This is a genomic window from Microbacterium sp. AK009 (assembly GCF_013410955.1).
Classification (GTDB): Bacteria; Actinomycetota; Actinomycetes; order Actinomycetales; family Microbacteriaceae; genus Microbacterium.
Window position 1 is genome coordinate 277,669 of sequence record NZ_JACCCG010000004.1, and the last position, 16,170, is coordinate 293,838.

Here is a 16,170-nt window from a genome sequence, read left to right on the forward strand (position 1 = left end):
CGAGCGCTCAGGACGACTCGGCGAACTCCATGATGCGGCTTCCCCGCCGCTCGAAGACAGCGGCACCCACCGCGATGCCGGCGATCGCCGTGAAGCCCCCGATCGCCAGCCCGCCCCAGAGCGCGAGGGTCGTCGCCTCCTCGTCCCCGCCGAGAGACAGCCATCCCCACCATGCGACAGGGGCGCTCAGCAGCATCGCGCCGATCATGACGAACGCCTGTGCCAGCGCTCCACCCGATCCGGTGCGCTGCGGCTGCTGGAAAGGACTGTCCCCGGGACGTGTCACCGGGTACGGCCAGGTCGCCGAGGAGATGCTCGACAGCCCGAGTCCGCACAGGAACAGCGCAGCGCAGAGCCCGGTCATCGCCGGCAGCGCCGACCACCGGCCGTGGAGCGAGATGCTGATCGGAACCGCCACGGCCAGCAGGACGACGCCGATGAGAAGGATCGGAACGAGGCGCCCGATCCGATCCGAGGCGCCGCGGACCCCGCTGCCGATGTGCATCCAGACAGCCGTGGAGTCGTACGCGAGGTCGTTGTGGGGCAGCCACCCGAAGAAGAGTGCGGCCACCGGGACGGGCACGAGCACCGCGATCTCGAGCGGGACACCCGCCACCAGGAGCGGCACGACGGTGAGCGCTGCGGCGACCGGGATCACCAGCACGTTGACCAGGTACCTCCTGTCGGTCAGCCAGTAGAGCAGGCTTCGCGCTGCGATCGCGCCGCCCGGAGTGCCCGGGGCGACGGCGAACCAGCCGAGGCCGCCGCGCTCGCGACCGGTGAGCGGGCGCTCGGAGGTGGTGAGCAGCACCCTGACCAGCCAGAACCACAGCCCCGCCAGCGCAGCGACGGTGAGGAATGCGACGAGGAACGACAGCGGGGCCGCCTCAGCCCCGGTCACCACCAGGCCGGGGAACGCCCACGCCGCGCCGAGCGGTGTGACGGCGAGGATCTCGATGGCCTCGGACAGCTGGGAGGGAACGGTTCCGCGCCACTCCAGCGAGGCGAGGAAGACGCCCACGGGAACGACGACGACGAGCACCGCGAGGATGAACAGTCCGGTCAGTTCGCGAGAGCGCCGCTCGCGGAGGAACAGCGAGGTGACCGCCATGCCGACGCGAGCGAGCAGGCCGCACGTGATGACGGCGAGGACGATGCCGAGCGCGATCGCCCACCACGGCGCGCCGAGCTCGCCCCAGGTGACGCCGACCGCCACGGCGATGGCGGTCAGCGCCGCGATCGGGACACTCACCAGACCGGCGACCGCGAGCGTCGCGGCCAGCGGGGGCGGCGCGAGCCCGAGGACGGCGAACCGGCGCGGATCGAGGGGGTCGGAGACAGAGGCCACGACCGGTGCGAGAGCGAACCCGAGGGTGACGCCCGAACCGCCGAGCACCGTCACCGCGAGCACGACGCCCGCGCGCGCGTCGGCCAGTGTCAGAAGGGCCCAGCAACCGGCCGCGACCGCCGCGATGAGAACGATCGATCCGAGGATCATCCGGGTGAGGTGGCGTCGATCGCCGCGCAGCGCACCGACGAGGAGAGCGACTCTCAGTCGGAGAACGTGTGCAACCACTCCAGGCCTTCCACATCGCTCAGGCCTCCGGCCAGCTCGATGAAGCGCTGCTCGAGCGTCAGTTCGCCGCGCACCTCGTCGATGGTGCCCTCCGCCAGCACCTGCCCCGCCACGATGACCGCGACCCGGGAGCAGACGCGCTCGACGAATTCCATCCCGTGACTGGACAGGATGACCGTGCCGCCGTGCGAGACGTAGGCCGACAGGATGTCGAGGATCACGGCGCTGGAGACCGGATCGACCGACTCGAACGGTTCGTCCAGCACCAGGAGCCGCGGCGAGTGGATCAGCGCGCCCGCGAGCATGATCTTCTTCACCATCCCGGCCGAGTAATCCGACACGACGCGATGCAGCGCGTCGCTGAGGTCGAATGCTCGGGCGAGGTCGGCGCTTCGCGCCTCGACCACCGACGAGGGAAGCCCTCGGAGCACGCCGTAGTAATAGAGGAGCTGGCGTCCGGTGAGTCGGTCGAAGGTACGCAGCCGGTCGGGCAGCACGCCCATCAGCTTCTTGGCTTCGAGGGGCTTGGCTCCGGCATCGACGTCGCCCACGCGGATGGTGCCCCGGTCGGGTCGCAGCAGCCCGGCGATCATCGAGAGCGTGGTCGTCTTGCCCGCACCGTTCGGCCCCACCAGGCCGTAGAAGGTGCCCGCGGGGATCGTGAGGTCGATCCCATCGACCGCCCGCGTCCCGCCGAACGACTTCGACACTCCGCGCACCGTGAGGGCTGCGTGGTCGACGTCGGGCTCGGGGAGGTCGAGGCTGTCAGCGAGGGTGAGCGAGAGAGGCGGGGCGTCCGCATCGTCGGCGGGAGCCGTATCGACGTCTCCATCCGGCGGCAGAGCCGCATCGACCGGGGCATCCTCGACCGGCGCCGCTTCGAGGGGAACTTCCTCGACCGGTGCTTCCTCGACCGGGGCATCCCCGACCGGTGCTTCCTCGACCGGTGCTTCCTCGACCCGGGCATCCCCGACCGGTGCTTCCTCGACCGGGGCATCCCCGACCGGGGCTTCCTCGACCGGGGCTTGCTGGTCCTCCGCGTCCTGAGCCGGAACCGTCACGGGGGGCGGTGGCAGAGGTGGACGCGGCGGGATGACGATCGCGTCATCCGAGACGGAGGGAAGGGGAGGAATCGGGGGAATGACGACCGCGGAGGCCGCCGAGGCGCCGGGATCAGAAGCCGGTTCGGCGACGCTCGGTCCGGCCTGGACGCCACGGGGTGACTCCTGCTCCTGGCGCGGCGAGGTCGGTGTCTTCCGGGCGGGACTCTTGCGCGCCGTGGTCTTCCGCGGGGCACGGGGTGCGCGCGGCGCGGCCTTCTTGGCTATCGCCGCATCGCTCACCTCGGCCGGCGGGCCCGCGTCCGTGTCATCCTTCGGCGAGGATGGCGCGAGCGGAGGCACCAGCTTGATCTCGACCTCACGCGCCACAACGCCATGGTCGTCACTGTCGGCTCGGGCCGTATCAGCGTCGTCGGGCATCGGGAGTGAGGGAGTCACTGCATCACGCTATCAAGCGCATCCGATTCGGCGAACGGGTTGTGAGGGAACCGTCGTCGTTCGATATATCACAAAGCTGCAACGAGGGGAAGGTATTATGCGTCCTCACAGCGGGCATGGCTACCATCAGATGGGCACAACGGAGTGTCCAGTCGGTTAACCGACCGTGAATCACACACTCCAGGAGCAGATCTTGACCGTTCAGACCGTAATTCTCGCCGCGGGCATGGGCTCGCGACTCGGCCGCAGCCTGCCGAAGCCGCTCACGGAACTGAACGACGGCCGAAGCATCATGCAGCAGCAGCACGACAACATCCGTGCCGCGTTCGGCGACGCCGCCCGCATCACCACGGTGGTCGGCTACCGCGCCGAGGCCATCGTGGACGCGTTCCCCGACGTGGACTACGTGTACAACGACCGGTACGACCAGACGAACACGTCCAAGTCGCTGCTTCGCGCCCTGGGCGCGACCGGCAAGGGCGGCGTGCTTTGGATGAACGGTGACGTCGTGTTCGACCCGCGCGTGCTCGGCCGGGCCATCGACCTCATCGAGAACGACCGCTCCTTCGTAACCGTCAACACGGCGAAGGTCTCGGACGAGGAGGTCAAGTACACCCTCGACGAGGACGGCTTCGTCAAGGAGCTGTCCAAGACCGTCTCGGGCGGAATCGGCGAGGCTGTCGGCATCAACTACATCTCCAGCCGCGACAAGCGCGCATTCATCCGGCAGCTGAACCGCGTCGCCGACCAGGACTACTTCGAGCGCGCCCTCGAACTGGCGATCCTCGAGGACGGCCTGCAGCTGCGAGTGATGGACATCTCCGACCTCTACGCGGTCGAGGTGGACTTCGCTGAAGACCTCGCGCGGGCGAATCTCTTCGTCTGACCTGCCGTGACTTCACCCGGCTCGCAGGATCGCCGGCATGGTTGAGAAGGTGCACCGCATCCACTCGATGACGGACGACGCACCCTGGCGTGGAGGCCTCCCGCCGGCTGGATCCGAAGAGCATCCGCACGTCATCCGTTTCCTGGATCGGGTCATCGCCATCCAGCGTCCCGTGGTGCTCGCGCATCTGCGCAGCATCCGGCTTCGACACCCGGATGCCACGCCCGCCGCCATCGTCCGCATCCTCGAACGCCGCTACCTCACCGCCGTCACCACAGGTGGGGCTGCGGTCGGAGCGACCGCCGTGGTGCCGGGGGTCGGTACGGGCGTCACCCTCGCCCTCAGTGGCGTGGAGACGGTGGGTTTCCTCGAAGCGACGACGCTCTTCGCCCAGTCCATCGCCGAGGTGCACGGGATCGCAGTGGCTGACCCGGATCGAGCGCGCGCGCTGGTCCTCACCCTGATGCTCGGCACCGAGGGGGTGGACCTGCTCCGTCAGCTCGCCCAGCAGGCGAGCGGCGCGGGTCCGGGCCGCGAATCGTACTGGGGTGAGATCATCACGAAGTCCCTCCCCCGCGCAGCCGTTGGCCCTCTGGTCGACCGCTTGAAATCGACCTTCGTCCGGCAGTTCGCCGCCCGCGGAGGCGCGAGCTGGTTGGGCAAGGCGTTGCCCTTCGGCATCGGCGCCGCTGTCGGAGGCGCGGGAAATCACATCCTCGGTCGGCGGGTGCTCGTCGGTTCCCGACGCGCCTTCGGGCTTCCCCCGGAGATCCTGCCGACCGATGTGGAGCCGCGGCCCGGAGCCCGGCGGGTGGAGTCCGCGGCCGTGGGGGGCCTGCGACGTGCCGGGGTGGTGGTCGCCGGAGCGACCGGGACGATGGCGCGCGCGATCGACCCGGGGCGAAAGCGGCGAGAGGCCCGGCGGAAGACCGACGCGATCTCCAGGGAGGACGGCGAGGGACGGAAGCACGCAAGCTCCTGACCACCGTCGCTCACTCGGTTCGACCTGTGGTTGAGAGTTTCGGGTGTGAGTGTCGGAGGGTGGTGGGATGCTTCATACATGCGTTCGAACCCGCGGCTCACTCTCCTCAGCGACGAGGACCGGTCCGAGCTGACCGGGATCCTTGCCGAGGTGGAGGCCGCGCAGGCCTGGTTGGCGGCGGCGGAGGCGGCGCAGGCTCGGGTCCTGGCGGAGGCGGGGGCTTTCGCGGCGCGGCTCGCGGAGGGATCGCCCGCGGTGGTGCGGGACCGCGACATGGCGCTGCGGGGTGTGGCGGCCGAGATCGCCGCGGCGGTGCGACTGTCGGACCGGTCGGTGCAACGCCAGATCGATGGTGCGTTCGCGTTGGTGAACGACTATCCGGCGACGGTGCACTGCCTGGAGAAGGGCCTGATCACCCGGGCGCACGTCGCGGTGGTGGAAGACATCGGCCGGCGTATCCCGATCGGGTCGAAGGGGGAGTTCGATCAGCTCGCGGCGGAGATCTGCCTGGATGAGACCCCGGGTCGTGCCCGCGCGGAGTTGGAGCTCATCGCGGAGCGGATGCACCCGCGCACGTTGACGGAGCGGCAGGCGGAGGCGTTCCGGGAGCGGAGGATCGTCCGCTACACGGTCGGGCAGGGGATGTCGGAGTTGCGGGCGGTGCAGTCCACCGTGCTGATCGAGGCGATCTTCCACCACCTCACCGACGAGGCCAACGAGGTCATCGACGCCCGCGAACCCGGGGCGGATAGCGACGTGCCGGCGGATACCCGGTCGCTCGACGAGGTCCGCGCCGACGTGTTCGCCGACATTCTCCTCACCTCCACCCCGACCCTCACACCGACCCGCGACACTGACCGGCCCGGCGGGCTGGGCGCGATCACGGCGAAGGTGCAGGTGGTCATCCCCGTCATGGCCCTCATGGGGCAAAGCGACGTCCCGTGCGATCTCGCCGGGGTGGGACCGATCGACGCCAAGACCGCTCGGTTGCTGGCGGGAAACGGTGACGGGACGTGGGAACGGCTGCTTGTCCACCCGATCACCGGGTTGACGATGGCGGTGGACCAGTATCGGCCGACCGGAGGGATGGTCCGGTTCCTCAAAGGCCGCGACAAGCACTGCCGGTGGCCCGGGTTGCCGGATGCCCGCGAGGAAATGCGAGGTCGACCACAACCATGACGCCGCACTGGGTGGGAAGACGGAGATCTGCAACCTCTGCTGCCTGTGCCAACGACATCACAGCATGAAACAGTTCACCGCCTGGAAGATCCGACAACTCCCCGGCGGGGTCATCGAATGGACCTCCCCCACCGGGCGGGTCTACATCGACAATCCACCCGGCCACGGGGTGCACTTCACCCCCGAAGAAGACCTCCCCGACGACCTCTGGGCGACATGGACCAACCCCGGCATCGAGTTCCGGCTTACGGACGAACCGGTCGACGACCCACACGCGCCCGCACCCTTCTGAGGTCAGGGTGACCCGATCCTCGGGACGTCAGTCGAGCTCCTCTTCCCCCTCGCGGTCTGAGGAGTCCTGGACATCTTCCTCGCCATCCTCCGGCTCCGCGCTTCGCAAGTGCCAGTCCTCCCATGAGGCCATGAGATCCGCCACGGCAGCATGGAACCTCGCCGAGGCAGCCCCGGGCGTGGTGTCACCGAAGTAGTGGCGCACCCAGTGCTCTAGGCGGGAGACGGCCTCGGGATCCCCCAGCACGCGTTCGGTCTCGGCGACGACCTCCGACGCACGGCCGGCGTCGAGCCATTCGCAGGCCGAAAGGTAGCCGTGCGCGTCGATGGCGGCCGCCGGGTCGGCGGGTCGTGTGATGAGAAGAGGCTTGCCCGCCGCGAGGCGGTCGTAGACCATGGCGGAGATGTCGGCGATGGCGATGTCTGTCGCGGCGAGCTGCCACCCGAGTTCGGGCTTGTCGTCGAAGACGTGGTGCGCCGATGGGTCGGCGGCATTCGCCTCGGCGAGCGCGGCGATGATGCGCCGGTTCGCCGCGCCGTACTCGGGGTCCACGACACCGGACCGCGGATGGGGACGGTATACGACGCGGTGACGGCCGGTGGCGAGGAGCGCCGTCACCAGGGCCTCCCCGTGGGTGCGGATGGAACCGTAGTGCGCCGAGGGGCGGTCACCTTCCCAGGTGGGCGCGTACAGCACCACGGTGCGCCCATCGATCGGATAGGGCACCGATCCGGCGTAGTGGTCGGCCTGGGGCCGGCCGATCTGCCGGGTGCGACGCTCGAGATCGTAGTCCCACAGCACCCTCGACAACCGGTCGCGAGCGGCATCCCCCGCGATGAAGGCGACGTCGTAGGCCTTGTACTGATTGGTGGTCATGTACATCTTGTCGGACTCGCCGTGATTGATGAACACGTGCCAACGCCGTCCATAGCGGAACATCTGGAAGTTGCGTGTGTTCTGGTTGACGTAGAAGACGATCCGGATGTCCTCTTCGATGAGGAACTGCTCGAGATCGCGCACCGTCGGCACGAACGCCACCGGCAGGGCATCGTCCTCCATAATGGCGCGCGCACCGGTGACAGCGCGGCTGAGCACGACGACCGGCCAGGTGCGCGCCAGCTCCTGCAGGGGGCGGTACCACTGACGCATCTGATACATGTTGACCGCGCCATCGGCGAAGTACACCGCGATCCTGTAGTGATCCTTCGGAAGAGGTGGGGCGGCCGCCTGCCGTCGACGCACCTCGGCGACGGCCGTCCGATTGTCCAGAGCCCGCCGCACCAGGGCGAGAGCTTTCCCTGCGTCGGACACCCATCTCACCCGTCCAGCCTAGCCAGCGGTCGCGTGACATGATCGACGGGTGCAGGCAGACGACCGGAAGCGACGGGATGCGCCCGCCGTCCCTGCCGACGCGGGAGTGTCCTTCGTCATGCCCGTGCTCAACGAGCGTGACTATCTGGCCCGCGCGGTCGAAACCGTCCTGATGCAGGATCTCGACGCCCCGATCGAGCTGATCCTGGCGCTCGCGCCCTCCACCGACGGGACCACCGAGCTCGCCTCTTCCCTCGCCGCACACGACTCCCGCATCGTTCTGGTCGACAACCCCGCCGCCGACATCCCCGTGGGGTTGAACATCGCGATCCGTGCGAGCAGGTACCCCACGATCGTGCGGGTGGATGCGCACTCCGAACTCGAGCCCGGATACACCCGTCGCGCACTGGACACCCTCTCGCGCGTCGGCGCCGCCAACGTCGGCGGGGTCATGAGGGCCGACGGGCGCACGCCCTTCCAGAGAGCGGTGGCACGGGCCTACAACTCCCGGATCGGGTTGGGCGGGGGCGCCTATCACGGAGGGGCCGCTGAGGGGGACGCCGAATCGGCGTACCTCGGCGTGATGCGTCGCACCGTCCTCGACGAGGTCGGGCTCTTCGACGAGTCGATCCGCCGCGGCGAAGACTGGGAACTCAACCTCCGCATCCGCCGTGCCGGCTACCGGGTGTGGTTCGACCCGACGCTGTCGGTGACGTACTGGCCGCGCGAGAGCTGGGCCCGCCTGGCGCGGCAGTTCTTCGCCACGGGGCGGTGGCGCGGCGAACTGGTGCGCCGCTACGGCCTGGTCAATTCACTGCGCTTCTTCGCGCCGCCTGCGCTCGTGGTCGCCGCCGCGGCATCCCTCGTCGTGGCTGTCCTTCAGATCACAGGAGTCCTCAGCGGCATCCCGTCGCTTCTGGCCTGTCTCGTCCACCTGCCGGTGCTCGCCTACCTCGTGCTCCTCCTCGTCGTTGCGGCCGGCCCCGGCGGCGGCAGAGGGTGGCGCGACAAGATATGGACCCTCGCCGTGCTGCCGACGATGCACCTGTCCTGGGGCACGGGGTTCCTCATCGGCCTTGTCCGCGGCGCCGACGACACCGTCGACACCTCGCGCATCGGGGACCGCAACACACCGTTGCCCTGATCGGACGGCGGCGCTGCCGTCTCACTCGCGTTGGATGAGCCCCTGGTCGAGGATGCGGCTGACGACGCGCGCTGCCGCCCTCCCGTCGTCGCGTGCGTTGAACGCCCGCCGCCACGCGTCGTACTTCTCCGCGTAGGGTTCGACCTCCTCCGCCGTCAGCGCGGCGACGAGCTCCTGCTGAGTCCGCACCACGGGCCCCGGGGCCCGGGCGGCGAGGTCGAAGTAGAACCCTCGCAGCGTGCCCCGATAGTGATCCATGTCGGGCACCAAGAAGTACATGGGCTTGCCGGTGACACTGAAGTCGAACATCACCGACGAGTAATCCGTGATCAGTGCGTCCGCCGCGAGGAGCAGAGCGGATGTATCCGGGTAGCCCGTGACGTCGATCACACGGGGACCGGCGAGGTCGTGACCGGGTTGAAGCGTCCGGGAGTGACCGCGGACGAGCACGACCGACCCCGTCTCAGCCGCCAGACTCGTCGCGTCGATGAAATCGACGATCTCCTCGCGATCGTCGCGCCAGGTGGGCGCGTAGAGGAGGACGCGTTCGTCGGCTCCGATCCCCAGCGCCTCCCGCGTGGTCGCACCGTCGCCGGTGACCAGCACATCGTTGCGCGGGTAGCCCTCGATCCACAGCGGCCGGCGCAAGAACGCGTAGGCCTTCCGCAACACCGACGCGGCATAGGGGTTCTGCGCCAGCAGGATGTCCCACCGGAACGACTCGCGGAGGACCGCCGCTGCGCGTCGCGGGTCGAAGCCCGGCCGATGGAGGGCCAATCGCTTCAGAGGCGTGCCGTGCCAGGTCTGGAGGACGACCTGCCCGCCGCGCCGCGAGAACCGCCGTCGAAGCCAGTCGTTGACGACGAGCAGCCGGGCGACACCTCGGGCCCGCCACCAGTCGGGGCTGCCTTCGACGACGGCCACCGCGCCCTCCGGGACGACGACGGAGAGGTCCGCGACACTCCAGTAGCGGGTCACGCCGGGAGCCCGCCGGGCGAGTTCGCGATCGATGGCGAGCGGGTTGCAGCTCGCATTGCGCCCGTAGAAGCTCTCGAAGAAGACCGCGTTCTCCAGCTCCCCGGGCCTTGTGGCGTAGCGACGTTCGAGCGCGGCCTGGCCCTCGCCGGAGTCGTATACCGGATCGATCGGCGGGCCGATCACGACCGCACCGCCCCGGAGCTCCGCCCGGAGGGTGCCGAGAAGGCTCAGCGCCACATCCGGCACCTCGACGTCACCGCTCCCCGCGCCGCTCACGCGCAGCGCGTAGGAGCCGCGGGGCAGCGGGAGATCCGGTCCCCCCCAACGCGCGACATGCAGCGGCAGATCGACCTGCCAGCCGTCATCGACGGTGACGACGTCCGCGGCTACCCGCGCTCGCGGCCCCTCGAGGCTCGCATGCCGGGGCGCGGGGCCGGTGCCCGACAGCAGCAGGGCGGGCGCGGGGTCGGCGTGGAAGCGGGCGTCAGTCATCTGCGTCCTCTCATGCGGCCGTCGGCGGTGGCGGCGCCCGTGGCGTTCAGGATGGCACGGTAGACCCGTGCGGTGTTGCCTCCGTCGCGGAAGGCGTGGACATCGGCGCTGCGCTGCGCGGAACGATCGGACATGCGGGCGCGCTCCGGGCCGTCGGTGATCGCCGCACCGAGCCGCCGGATGATCTCCGTCCAGTCCGACGCGAGGTCGCCGGCGGCGATCTCCTCGAAGGAGCCGTAGAAGCCGCGCCGAGCCGCGTACTCCTCGACGTCCGGTGCGAGGAAGAGAACCGGAGTGCGATTCAGTCCCGCGTCGAAGACCAGCGATGAGTAGTCGGTGATGAGGAGATCGATTCCGGGAAGAACGGGCGTGACATCGCGCAGGAGGTCGCTGCCGAGCATCCGGATACGCGACGTCGAAGCCGAGGGAGCGTACTCCCCCGCGCCGAGCGGGTGGGAACGGATGAGGAGGATCGCGTTCTGCGCCTCGAGGGCGTCCGCGAGACCCGACCAGTCCGCGGCGGTGGGCACCGCCGGATCCGGCGCGCCGTCTCGCCACGTCGGCGCATAGAGGATGACCCGCGCCGCGCCCTCGATCGACCCCGCCGTCGCCGACAGCATGTCGCGCGCCCGGTGGCGACGCTCCTCGGCCGTACCCTGCGACAGCACGTCGACCCGTGGCTCACCCGTCACCGGGACCCGCTCGTCGGCGAGCGAGAACGCGGACTCCAGTCGGCCGCGCACCAGATGCGACGCGGCGGGGATGAGCCCGATCCGTCGGGTCGCACCGCGGTACATGGCCCGGATGAGCGCGCGCATCGCGCGCGATCGGGGCAGGATGCTGCTGCGCAGCGTCTCCGGAGAATCCAGGCCGATGCGCTTCAGCGGAATGCCGTGCCACAGCTGCACCACGAACGCGCCCCCGGTGGCGTACCGGTTCACATCGCCGAACCCGTGGGTCACCACCAGGACCTGGGCGCGCGCGGTGAGCCAGAAGCCGCGGAGCGTGGTCTTCCTCGCCGTCGGGATGCCGCGGGCCGCCGCCTGGCGATCCTCGCCGTCGGACGTCGTCAACCAGACCGCGCGTCGCCCCGGTACCGCCGCTTCCTCCCACAGCGCAAGAGCCCCGTCGGCGATGCCGACCGCGCAGCCGAACACCCACAGGTCGGAACGGCGCGGTACCAGCAGCGTCACGACACGACCGAGCGCATAGAGCGGAATGCTCGCCACTTTGCGTGCATTTCCCGCGCCGAACGAGAAGGACGCCATCCCGCGAGCCTATCGCGGGATGGCGTCCGAGCCGGGAAGACCCTACTGCTGCAGCTCCCCCAGGGTCACATCAGCGGTGGCGTTCTGCCCGTCGCGGACGTACGTCAGCGAGACCTCGCTGCCTGCGGCGAGCGCACGCACCTGGGCGGTCAGATCGACGGAATCCGTGATCGGAACGCCGTTGAACTCGGTGACGATGTCACCCGCGCGAAGTCCCGCGGCCTCCGCCGCACCGCCGGCGGTGACCTCGGCGATGTAGGCACCGGTGATGTCCGCGTCGTCGACGTACGCCGCCGACTGCACGTTGGCGCCGAGCAGGCCATGGGTGGCCACGCCGTTCTCGATCAGCTCGTCCGTCACCCGCTGGACGATGTCGGACGGGATGGCGAAGCCGACGCCGATGTTCCCCTGCGTGGACGAGGTCCCCCCGGCGGAGGCGATGGCGACGTTCACGCCGATGAGGCGGCCCTGCGAGTCGACGAGCGCGCCACCGGAGTTCCCGGGGTTGATCGCAGCGTCGGTCTGGATGACGGCGATCTTGATCGACTCCGCCGGCTGACCCGACTGCTGCCCCTGGCCGAAATCGAAGGAGAACGGCGGAGCCTCGCCCCGGTCTTCATCGGCGTCCCCCTCATCGGGCGCGGCGGCAGACGCGATCTCGATGGAACGGTTCAGGGCGCTCACGATTCCCGTGGTGACGGTGTTCGACAGGCCCAGGGGCGCGCCGACGGCGGTCGTCTCGTCACCGACATTGAGGTCGGAGGAGTCGGCGAACTCGATCGGGGCGAGTCCCTCGGCGTCCTGCAGCTTGATCACGGCGAGGTCGTACAGCGGATCGGTGCCGACGATCTCGGCGTCGAAGACCCGCCCGTCCGACGTGGTCACCCGGATCGCAGCGTCGCCGGTCGCCCCGTCGAGGGTCACCACGTGGGTGTTGGTCACGACGTAACCGTCGCTGGAGAGGATGACGCCCGACCCGGTGCCGCTTCCCGCGCCACCCGCGGCCTCGATCGTCACGACGCTCGGCACCACCTTGGCGGCGATCGCCGTGGTCTGGTTGACATCGTCGGTGTCGTTGACGGTCACGCTGGTCGGCCCGGTCGCGGTGCTCGCGGTCGAGGCCGGCTGGAACAGGGAGACTCCGGCGTAGGCGCCGCCGAGGCCCGCGGCACCGCCGACGACGGCGGCCGCGACGAGCAGGCCGGCGACGCGGGCGGCGCCGGACTTCCGCTTCGTCGGGGTCGCTCCCGCGGCAGCGACGGGCGCATCGCCGTACCCCTGTCCTTCGGCACCAAGGGGAAGAGTCGGCTGCGTCGCGTGGGTGGGCGGGCCGAACGAGGCTCCGGCGCCGGTCGGATACGGCGCGCCCGAGGCGGCCGTCGGCGGCGCGGGGCGCGGGGGAACGTGCCAGCCCGCGGGCGGAGTGTGCTGGGCTGCCGCGGCGGCGGCCGGCGTCTCCGGGACAGGGGGCGTGACCGGGACGTCATCCGGCTGACGGTCGCTGGTGTTCTCGCTCATCTTCGTTCCTCCTCGGGCCCTGGGCCCATCGAAACCCTCGATCGCGTATCTGTTCGATCTGCTGACCAGCGTGGTCATCCATCCTGTGGGTTTCTTATGATCCGCCCGCGATGCGCCTATGCAATGCTGAGGAACCCGTGCAGGAGGGATACCCACGATGCCGCGAACCATTCCCGGAGCCTGGCTGCGCACGGCCGAGGGCGCCGGGCTGTTGTCCTCCGACGGGAGCACCCGCCCCACCATCTTCGCTGACATGTCGGCACTCGCGGCCCGAACCGGCGCGATCAACCTTGGCCAGGGGTTCCCCGACGAGGACGGGCCGGAGATCGTTCGGGAAACCGCGCGCGCTGCCATCGCCCACGGCGTCAACCAGTACCCGCCCGGTCGCGGCGTCGCCGAGTTGCGTGAGGCGATCGCGGGCCACCAGCTGCGCTTCTACGGGACGCACCTCGACCCCGAGCGGCATGTCCTCGTCACTGCGGGCGCGACCGAGGCGCTCGCATCCGCGTTCCTGGCGCTCGTCGACGGTCCGGATGACGAGGTAGTGGTCTTCGAGCCCTTCTACGACGCGTACGCGGCACTGGTCGCTCTGTCGGGTGCGCGTCTGGTCACCGTGCCGCTGCGGTTCCCGGGCTTCCAGCCCGATCCGGACGACCTCCGCTCCGCCGTCGGCGCCCGGACCCGGGTCATCCTCGTCAATGATCCGCACAACCCCACCGGGATGGTGTTCTCCCCCGAGATCCGCGCCGAGGTGGTGCGGCTCGCCCACGAGCACGACGCCTGGATCGTCACGGACGAGGTCTACGAGCATCTGGTGTTCAGCGGTCGGCATGCGCCGATCGCTGCGATGCCGGGGGCGTGGGAGCGGACCGTGTCCATCTCGTCGGGAGGGAAGACCTTCTCGACCACCGGGTGGAAGATCGGCTGGGCCACCGGTCCTGCGGATCTCATCGACGCGCTCATCGCCGTCAAGCAGTACCTGACCTATACCGGCGGGGCCCCCTTCCAGCCCGCGATCGCTGCGGGACTGCGGCTTCCCGACGACTGGTTCGCCGAGGTCGCCGAGACCCTCCGGCGCAAACGCGACCTGCTGGGCGAGGGATTGCGCGCGGCCGGTTTCGACGTGTCGGTCCCCGCGGCCTCCTACTTCACCGTCGTGGATGCCCGCGCCCTCGGCGTGGACGACGCCGACGCGTTCTGTCGGGAGATGGCCGAGCGCATCGGGGTCGTCGGCGTTCCCTTGACCGCCTTCGTCCGCCCCGAGGAGCGCCCCGCCGTCGCGAGCCTCATCCGCTTCGCCGCCTGCAAGCGGGTATCCGTCCTCGATGAGGCGGTGCGTCGTCTGTCGAGACTCCAGGATGGGCGCGCCGGCGCCGGCGGGCCGGCCTAGGAGTCGCCGACCACCCGGAATCGGCGCAGCCTCAGCGCAGGGTTCTTCTGCCGCACGCGGTCGATGAGCGCAGGATCCAGGTGCGCGATCGCAACGTCCGTCCCCGACCCGACACCCGTCACGGTGATCCCCTCAGGGTCGACCACGACCGACAGCCCGACACCGAGGGGCGGCGGGTGGTCGGCAGCGACCACGTACGCGGTGTTCTCGATGGCGCGGGCCTGCAGGAGCGTCTGCCAATGATGCTCCTTGAGCGGGCCGCGCACCCACTCCGCGGGAACGAGGAAAGCGGTGGCGCCGGCATCGACGAGAGTCCGTCCCATCTCGGGGAATCGCAGGTCGTAACAGGTCATCAACCCGAAGGCGATGCCATCGACGCGGAAAGTCTCCGGCGCGGAGACCTCGCCGGGCTGGATCCAGTCCGACTCCTGCTGGCCGAAGGCGTCGTACAGGTGGATCTTGCGGTAGACGGCGACCACGCCGCCCTCGGCGACAGCGACGACGGTGTTGCGGACGCGACCTTCGTCACCCCGCTCGAGCAATCCGGCGACGATGTGGGTTTGCGTCTGGCCGGCGAGCTGGTGCAGTGCCGTGACGAACGGACCGTCCAGGGACTCGGCGTTCTCGGCCAGCGAATGATCGAAGGGATCGATGAAGTAGTTCGAGTACTCGGGGAGGACGATCACGCGCGCCCCCCGGCCGGCGGCGGAGCGCACGAGCTCACCGACGGTGCGGCGATTGGCGTCCGCGTCGGCCGCGGGCGGGAATTGGACCACCGCCGTGGCGACTGTGGCGGCCGACGTCATGGTGCCCTCCCTTCGGGTGCGGCGTGGCTGGTCCCGCGATGGCGGAGCCGGACGACAGCGGGAACGACGACCCACAGCACGACCACCAGCAGCACGAGGCCCGCCGCGACGAACGCGGCCCATGCGGTGTCGACGACGACGTCGAACACGAACGCGACGACGCCGGAGAGAAGGAGCGCGACGATGGTGAGAGCGGTGAACAGCGCGCCGTGACCGAACCGGACGACCCTGGCTTTCAGCCCTCGCCCGAAGAGCACGCGATGCAGCGCCACCGGGGCGAGCGCGATGATCGCGCTCAGCGCGGAGAGGACGACGAGCAGGAGGTAGAAGCCGCGCTGCGCGCCACTCAGGTCGGCGAATCCCGGCTGGAACGCCAGGGCGAGCAGGAAACCGGTGAGGATCTGGGTGCCGGTCTGCAGTACGCGCAGTTCTTGCAGCACCTCGTTCCAGTTCCGATCGGCACGCTCCGCCGGCGATTCGTCACGCCCGTGGAGACGGTCGTCGACGTCCTCGGGCACAGCGGGCATGGAGCTACCCTGCCCTTCGCCGGATGTGTTCGGCAACCGCCGCACAGCTCGGTTCGACGGCTGCTGAGTCGCGTGCTAGGCTTGTCTCTTGTGCCGCGGGGTGGAGCAGTTCGGTAGCTCGCTGGGCTCATAACCCAGAGGTCGTAGGTTCAAATCCTGCCCCCGCAACAAAAGGAAGGCGTCCCGCGAGGGGCGCCTTCCGCTTTTCCAGGGCATCATGGAACGGGGCGCGCTGGGGTGTCGTGTAGACACCCCCACGGCCTGCTTGTATCATCGAGCGACCCGTATCGCTAGGAAAACTAGCGAAATGACCTGGAGGTGC

At 69.7% G+C, this 16,170-nt stretch carries 14 protein-coding genes and 1 tRNA gene; 7 read left to right on the plus strand and 8 right to left on the minus strand.

Going from position 1 to position 16,170, the window contains the following annotated elements:
• Nucleotides 1–7 precede the first annotated feature (7 nt).
• Together HDC37_RS10445 and HDC37_RS17410 are read right to left on the minus strand one after the other, a co-directional pair.
• Nucleotides 8–1,576: a hypothetical protein gene (locus HDC37_RS10445; protein ID WP_179560335.1), complete on the minus strand. Its 1,569-nt coding sequence runs from the start codon at nt 1,574–1,576 to the stop codon at nt 8–10.
• Nucleotides 1,552–3,075 carry an ATP-binding cassette domain-containing protein gene (locus HDC37_RS17410; protein ID WP_308472173.1) on the minus strand — a complete coding sequence of 508 codons (1,524 nt, stop codon included), beginning with the start codon at nt 3,073–3,075 and terminating at the stop codon, nt 1,552–1,554. The genes HDC37_RS10445 and HDC37_RS17410 overlap by 25 nt, the downstream gene beginning before the upstream one ends.
• A gap of 193 nt (nt 3,076–3,268) precedes the next feature.
• On the opposite strand from HDC37_RS17410, the gene HDC37_RS10455 reads away from it, so the two are divergent.
• The 4 genes from HDC37_RS10455 to HDC37_RS17215 all read left to right on the plus strand — a co-directional run bounded on the left by HDC37_RS10455 (nt 3,269) and on the right by HDC37_RS17215 (nt 6,414).
• Nucleotides 3,269–3,961: an NTP transferase domain-containing protein gene (locus tag HDC37_RS10455; protein WP_179560526.1), complete on the plus strand. Its 693-nt coding sequence runs from the start codon at nt 3,269–3,271 to the stop codon at nt 3,959–3,961.
• Nucleotides 3,962–3,998: 37 nt separating this feature from the next.
• Nucleotides 3,999–4,943: a hypothetical protein gene (locus tag HDC37_RS10460; RefSeq protein WP_257021428.1), complete on the plus strand. Its 945-nt coding sequence runs from the start codon at nt 3,999–4,001 to the stop codon at nt 4,941–4,943.
• A gap of 78 nt (nt 4,944–5,021) precedes the next feature.
• Nucleotides 5,022–6,122, plus strand: a complete 1,101-nt coding sequence (locus HDC37_RS10465) for a 13E12 repeat family protein (RefSeq protein ID WP_257021429.1) — start codon at nt 5,022–5,024, stop codon at nt 6,120–6,122.
• Between the two features lie 64 nt (nt 6,123–6,186).
• The gene (locus HDC37_RS17215; RefSeq protein ID WP_257021430.1) at nt 6,187–6,414 is read left to right on the plus strand and encodes a hypothetical protein; all 228 of its coding nucleotides are present in this window, start codon (nt 6,187–6,189) and stop codon (nt 6,412–6,414) included.
• A gap of 27 nt (nt 6,415–6,441) precedes the next feature.
• Here HDC37_RS17215 and HDC37_RS10470 read toward each other — a convergent pair whose 3' ends face one another.
• On the minus strand, nt 6,442–7,734 hold the full coding sequence (locus tag HDC37_RS10470) for a hypothetical protein (protein WP_179560336.1): 1,293 nt from the start codon (nt 7,732–7,734) through the stop codon (nt 6,442–6,444).
• Nucleotides 7,735–7,843: 109 nt separating this feature from the next.
• Between HDC37_RS10470 and HDC37_RS10475 the strand changes: the two genes are divergently transcribed.
• Nucleotides 7,844–8,869 (plus strand): glycosyltransferase, encoded by a 1,026-nt coding sequence (locus HDC37_RS10475; RefSeq protein ID WP_179560527.1) that lies wholly within the window; start codon nt 7,844–7,846, stop codon nt 8,867–8,869.
• Nucleotides 8,870–8,890: 21 nt separating this feature from the next.
• Here HDC37_RS10475 and HDC37_RS10480 read toward each other — a convergent pair whose 3' ends face one another.
• From HDC37_RS10480 to HDC37_RS10490, 3 genes are read right to left on the minus strand one after another with little or no spacing between them, the layout of a single operon-like run.
• Nucleotides 8,891–10,339, minus strand: a complete 1,449-nt coding sequence (locus HDC37_RS10480; protein WP_179560337.1) for a CDP-glycerol glycerophosphotransferase family protein — start codon at nt 10,337–10,339, stop codon at nt 8,891–8,893.
• On the minus strand, nt 10,336–11,607 hold the full coding sequence (locus tag HDC37_RS10485; protein ID WP_179560338.1) for a CDP-glycerol glycerophosphotransferase family protein: 1,272 nt from the start codon (nt 11,605–11,607) through the stop codon (nt 10,336–10,338). Before HDC37_RS10485 ends, HDC37_RS10480 begins: the two co-directional genes overlap by 4 nt.
• 42 nt (nt 11,608–11,649) lie before the next feature.
• Complete coding sequence (locus tag HDC37_RS10490; protein WP_179560339.1) at nt 11,650–13,125, minus strand: S1C family serine protease; 1,476 nt, start codon at nt 13,123–13,125, stop codon at nt 11,650–11,652.
• Between the two features lie 157 nt (nt 13,126–13,282).
• Between HDC37_RS10490 and HDC37_RS10495 the strand changes: the two genes are divergently transcribed.
• Nucleotides 13,283–14,515, plus strand: a complete 1,233-nt coding sequence (locus HDC37_RS10495; RefSeq protein ID WP_179560340.1) for an aminotransferase class I/II-fold pyridoxal phosphate-dependent enzyme — start codon at nt 13,283–13,285, stop codon at nt 14,513–14,515.
• Here the strand turns inward: HDC37_RS10495 and HDC37_RS10500 are convergent.
• Together HDC37_RS10500 and HDC37_RS10505 are read right to left on the minus strand one after the other, a co-directional pair.
• Complete coding sequence (locus HDC37_RS10500; RefSeq protein ID WP_179560341.1) at nt 14,512–15,321, minus strand: carbon-nitrogen hydrolase family protein; 810 nt, start codon at nt 15,319–15,321, stop codon at nt 14,512–14,514. The genes HDC37_RS10495 and HDC37_RS10500 overlap by 4 nt on opposite strands.
• Nucleotides 15,318–15,848 (minus strand): DUF6328 family protein, encoded by a 531-nt coding sequence (locus HDC37_RS10505; protein ID WP_179560342.1) that lies wholly within the window; start codon nt 15,846–15,848, stop codon nt 15,318–15,320. Before HDC37_RS10505 ends, HDC37_RS10500 begins: the two co-directional genes overlap by 4 nt.
• 94 nt (nt 15,849–15,942) lie before the next feature.
• Between HDC37_RS10505 and HDC37_RS10510 the strand changes: the two genes are divergently transcribed.
• A tRNA-Met gene (locus HDC37_RS10510) sits at nt 15,943–16,016 on the plus strand.
• Nucleotides 16,017–16,170 lie beyond the last annotated feature (154 nt).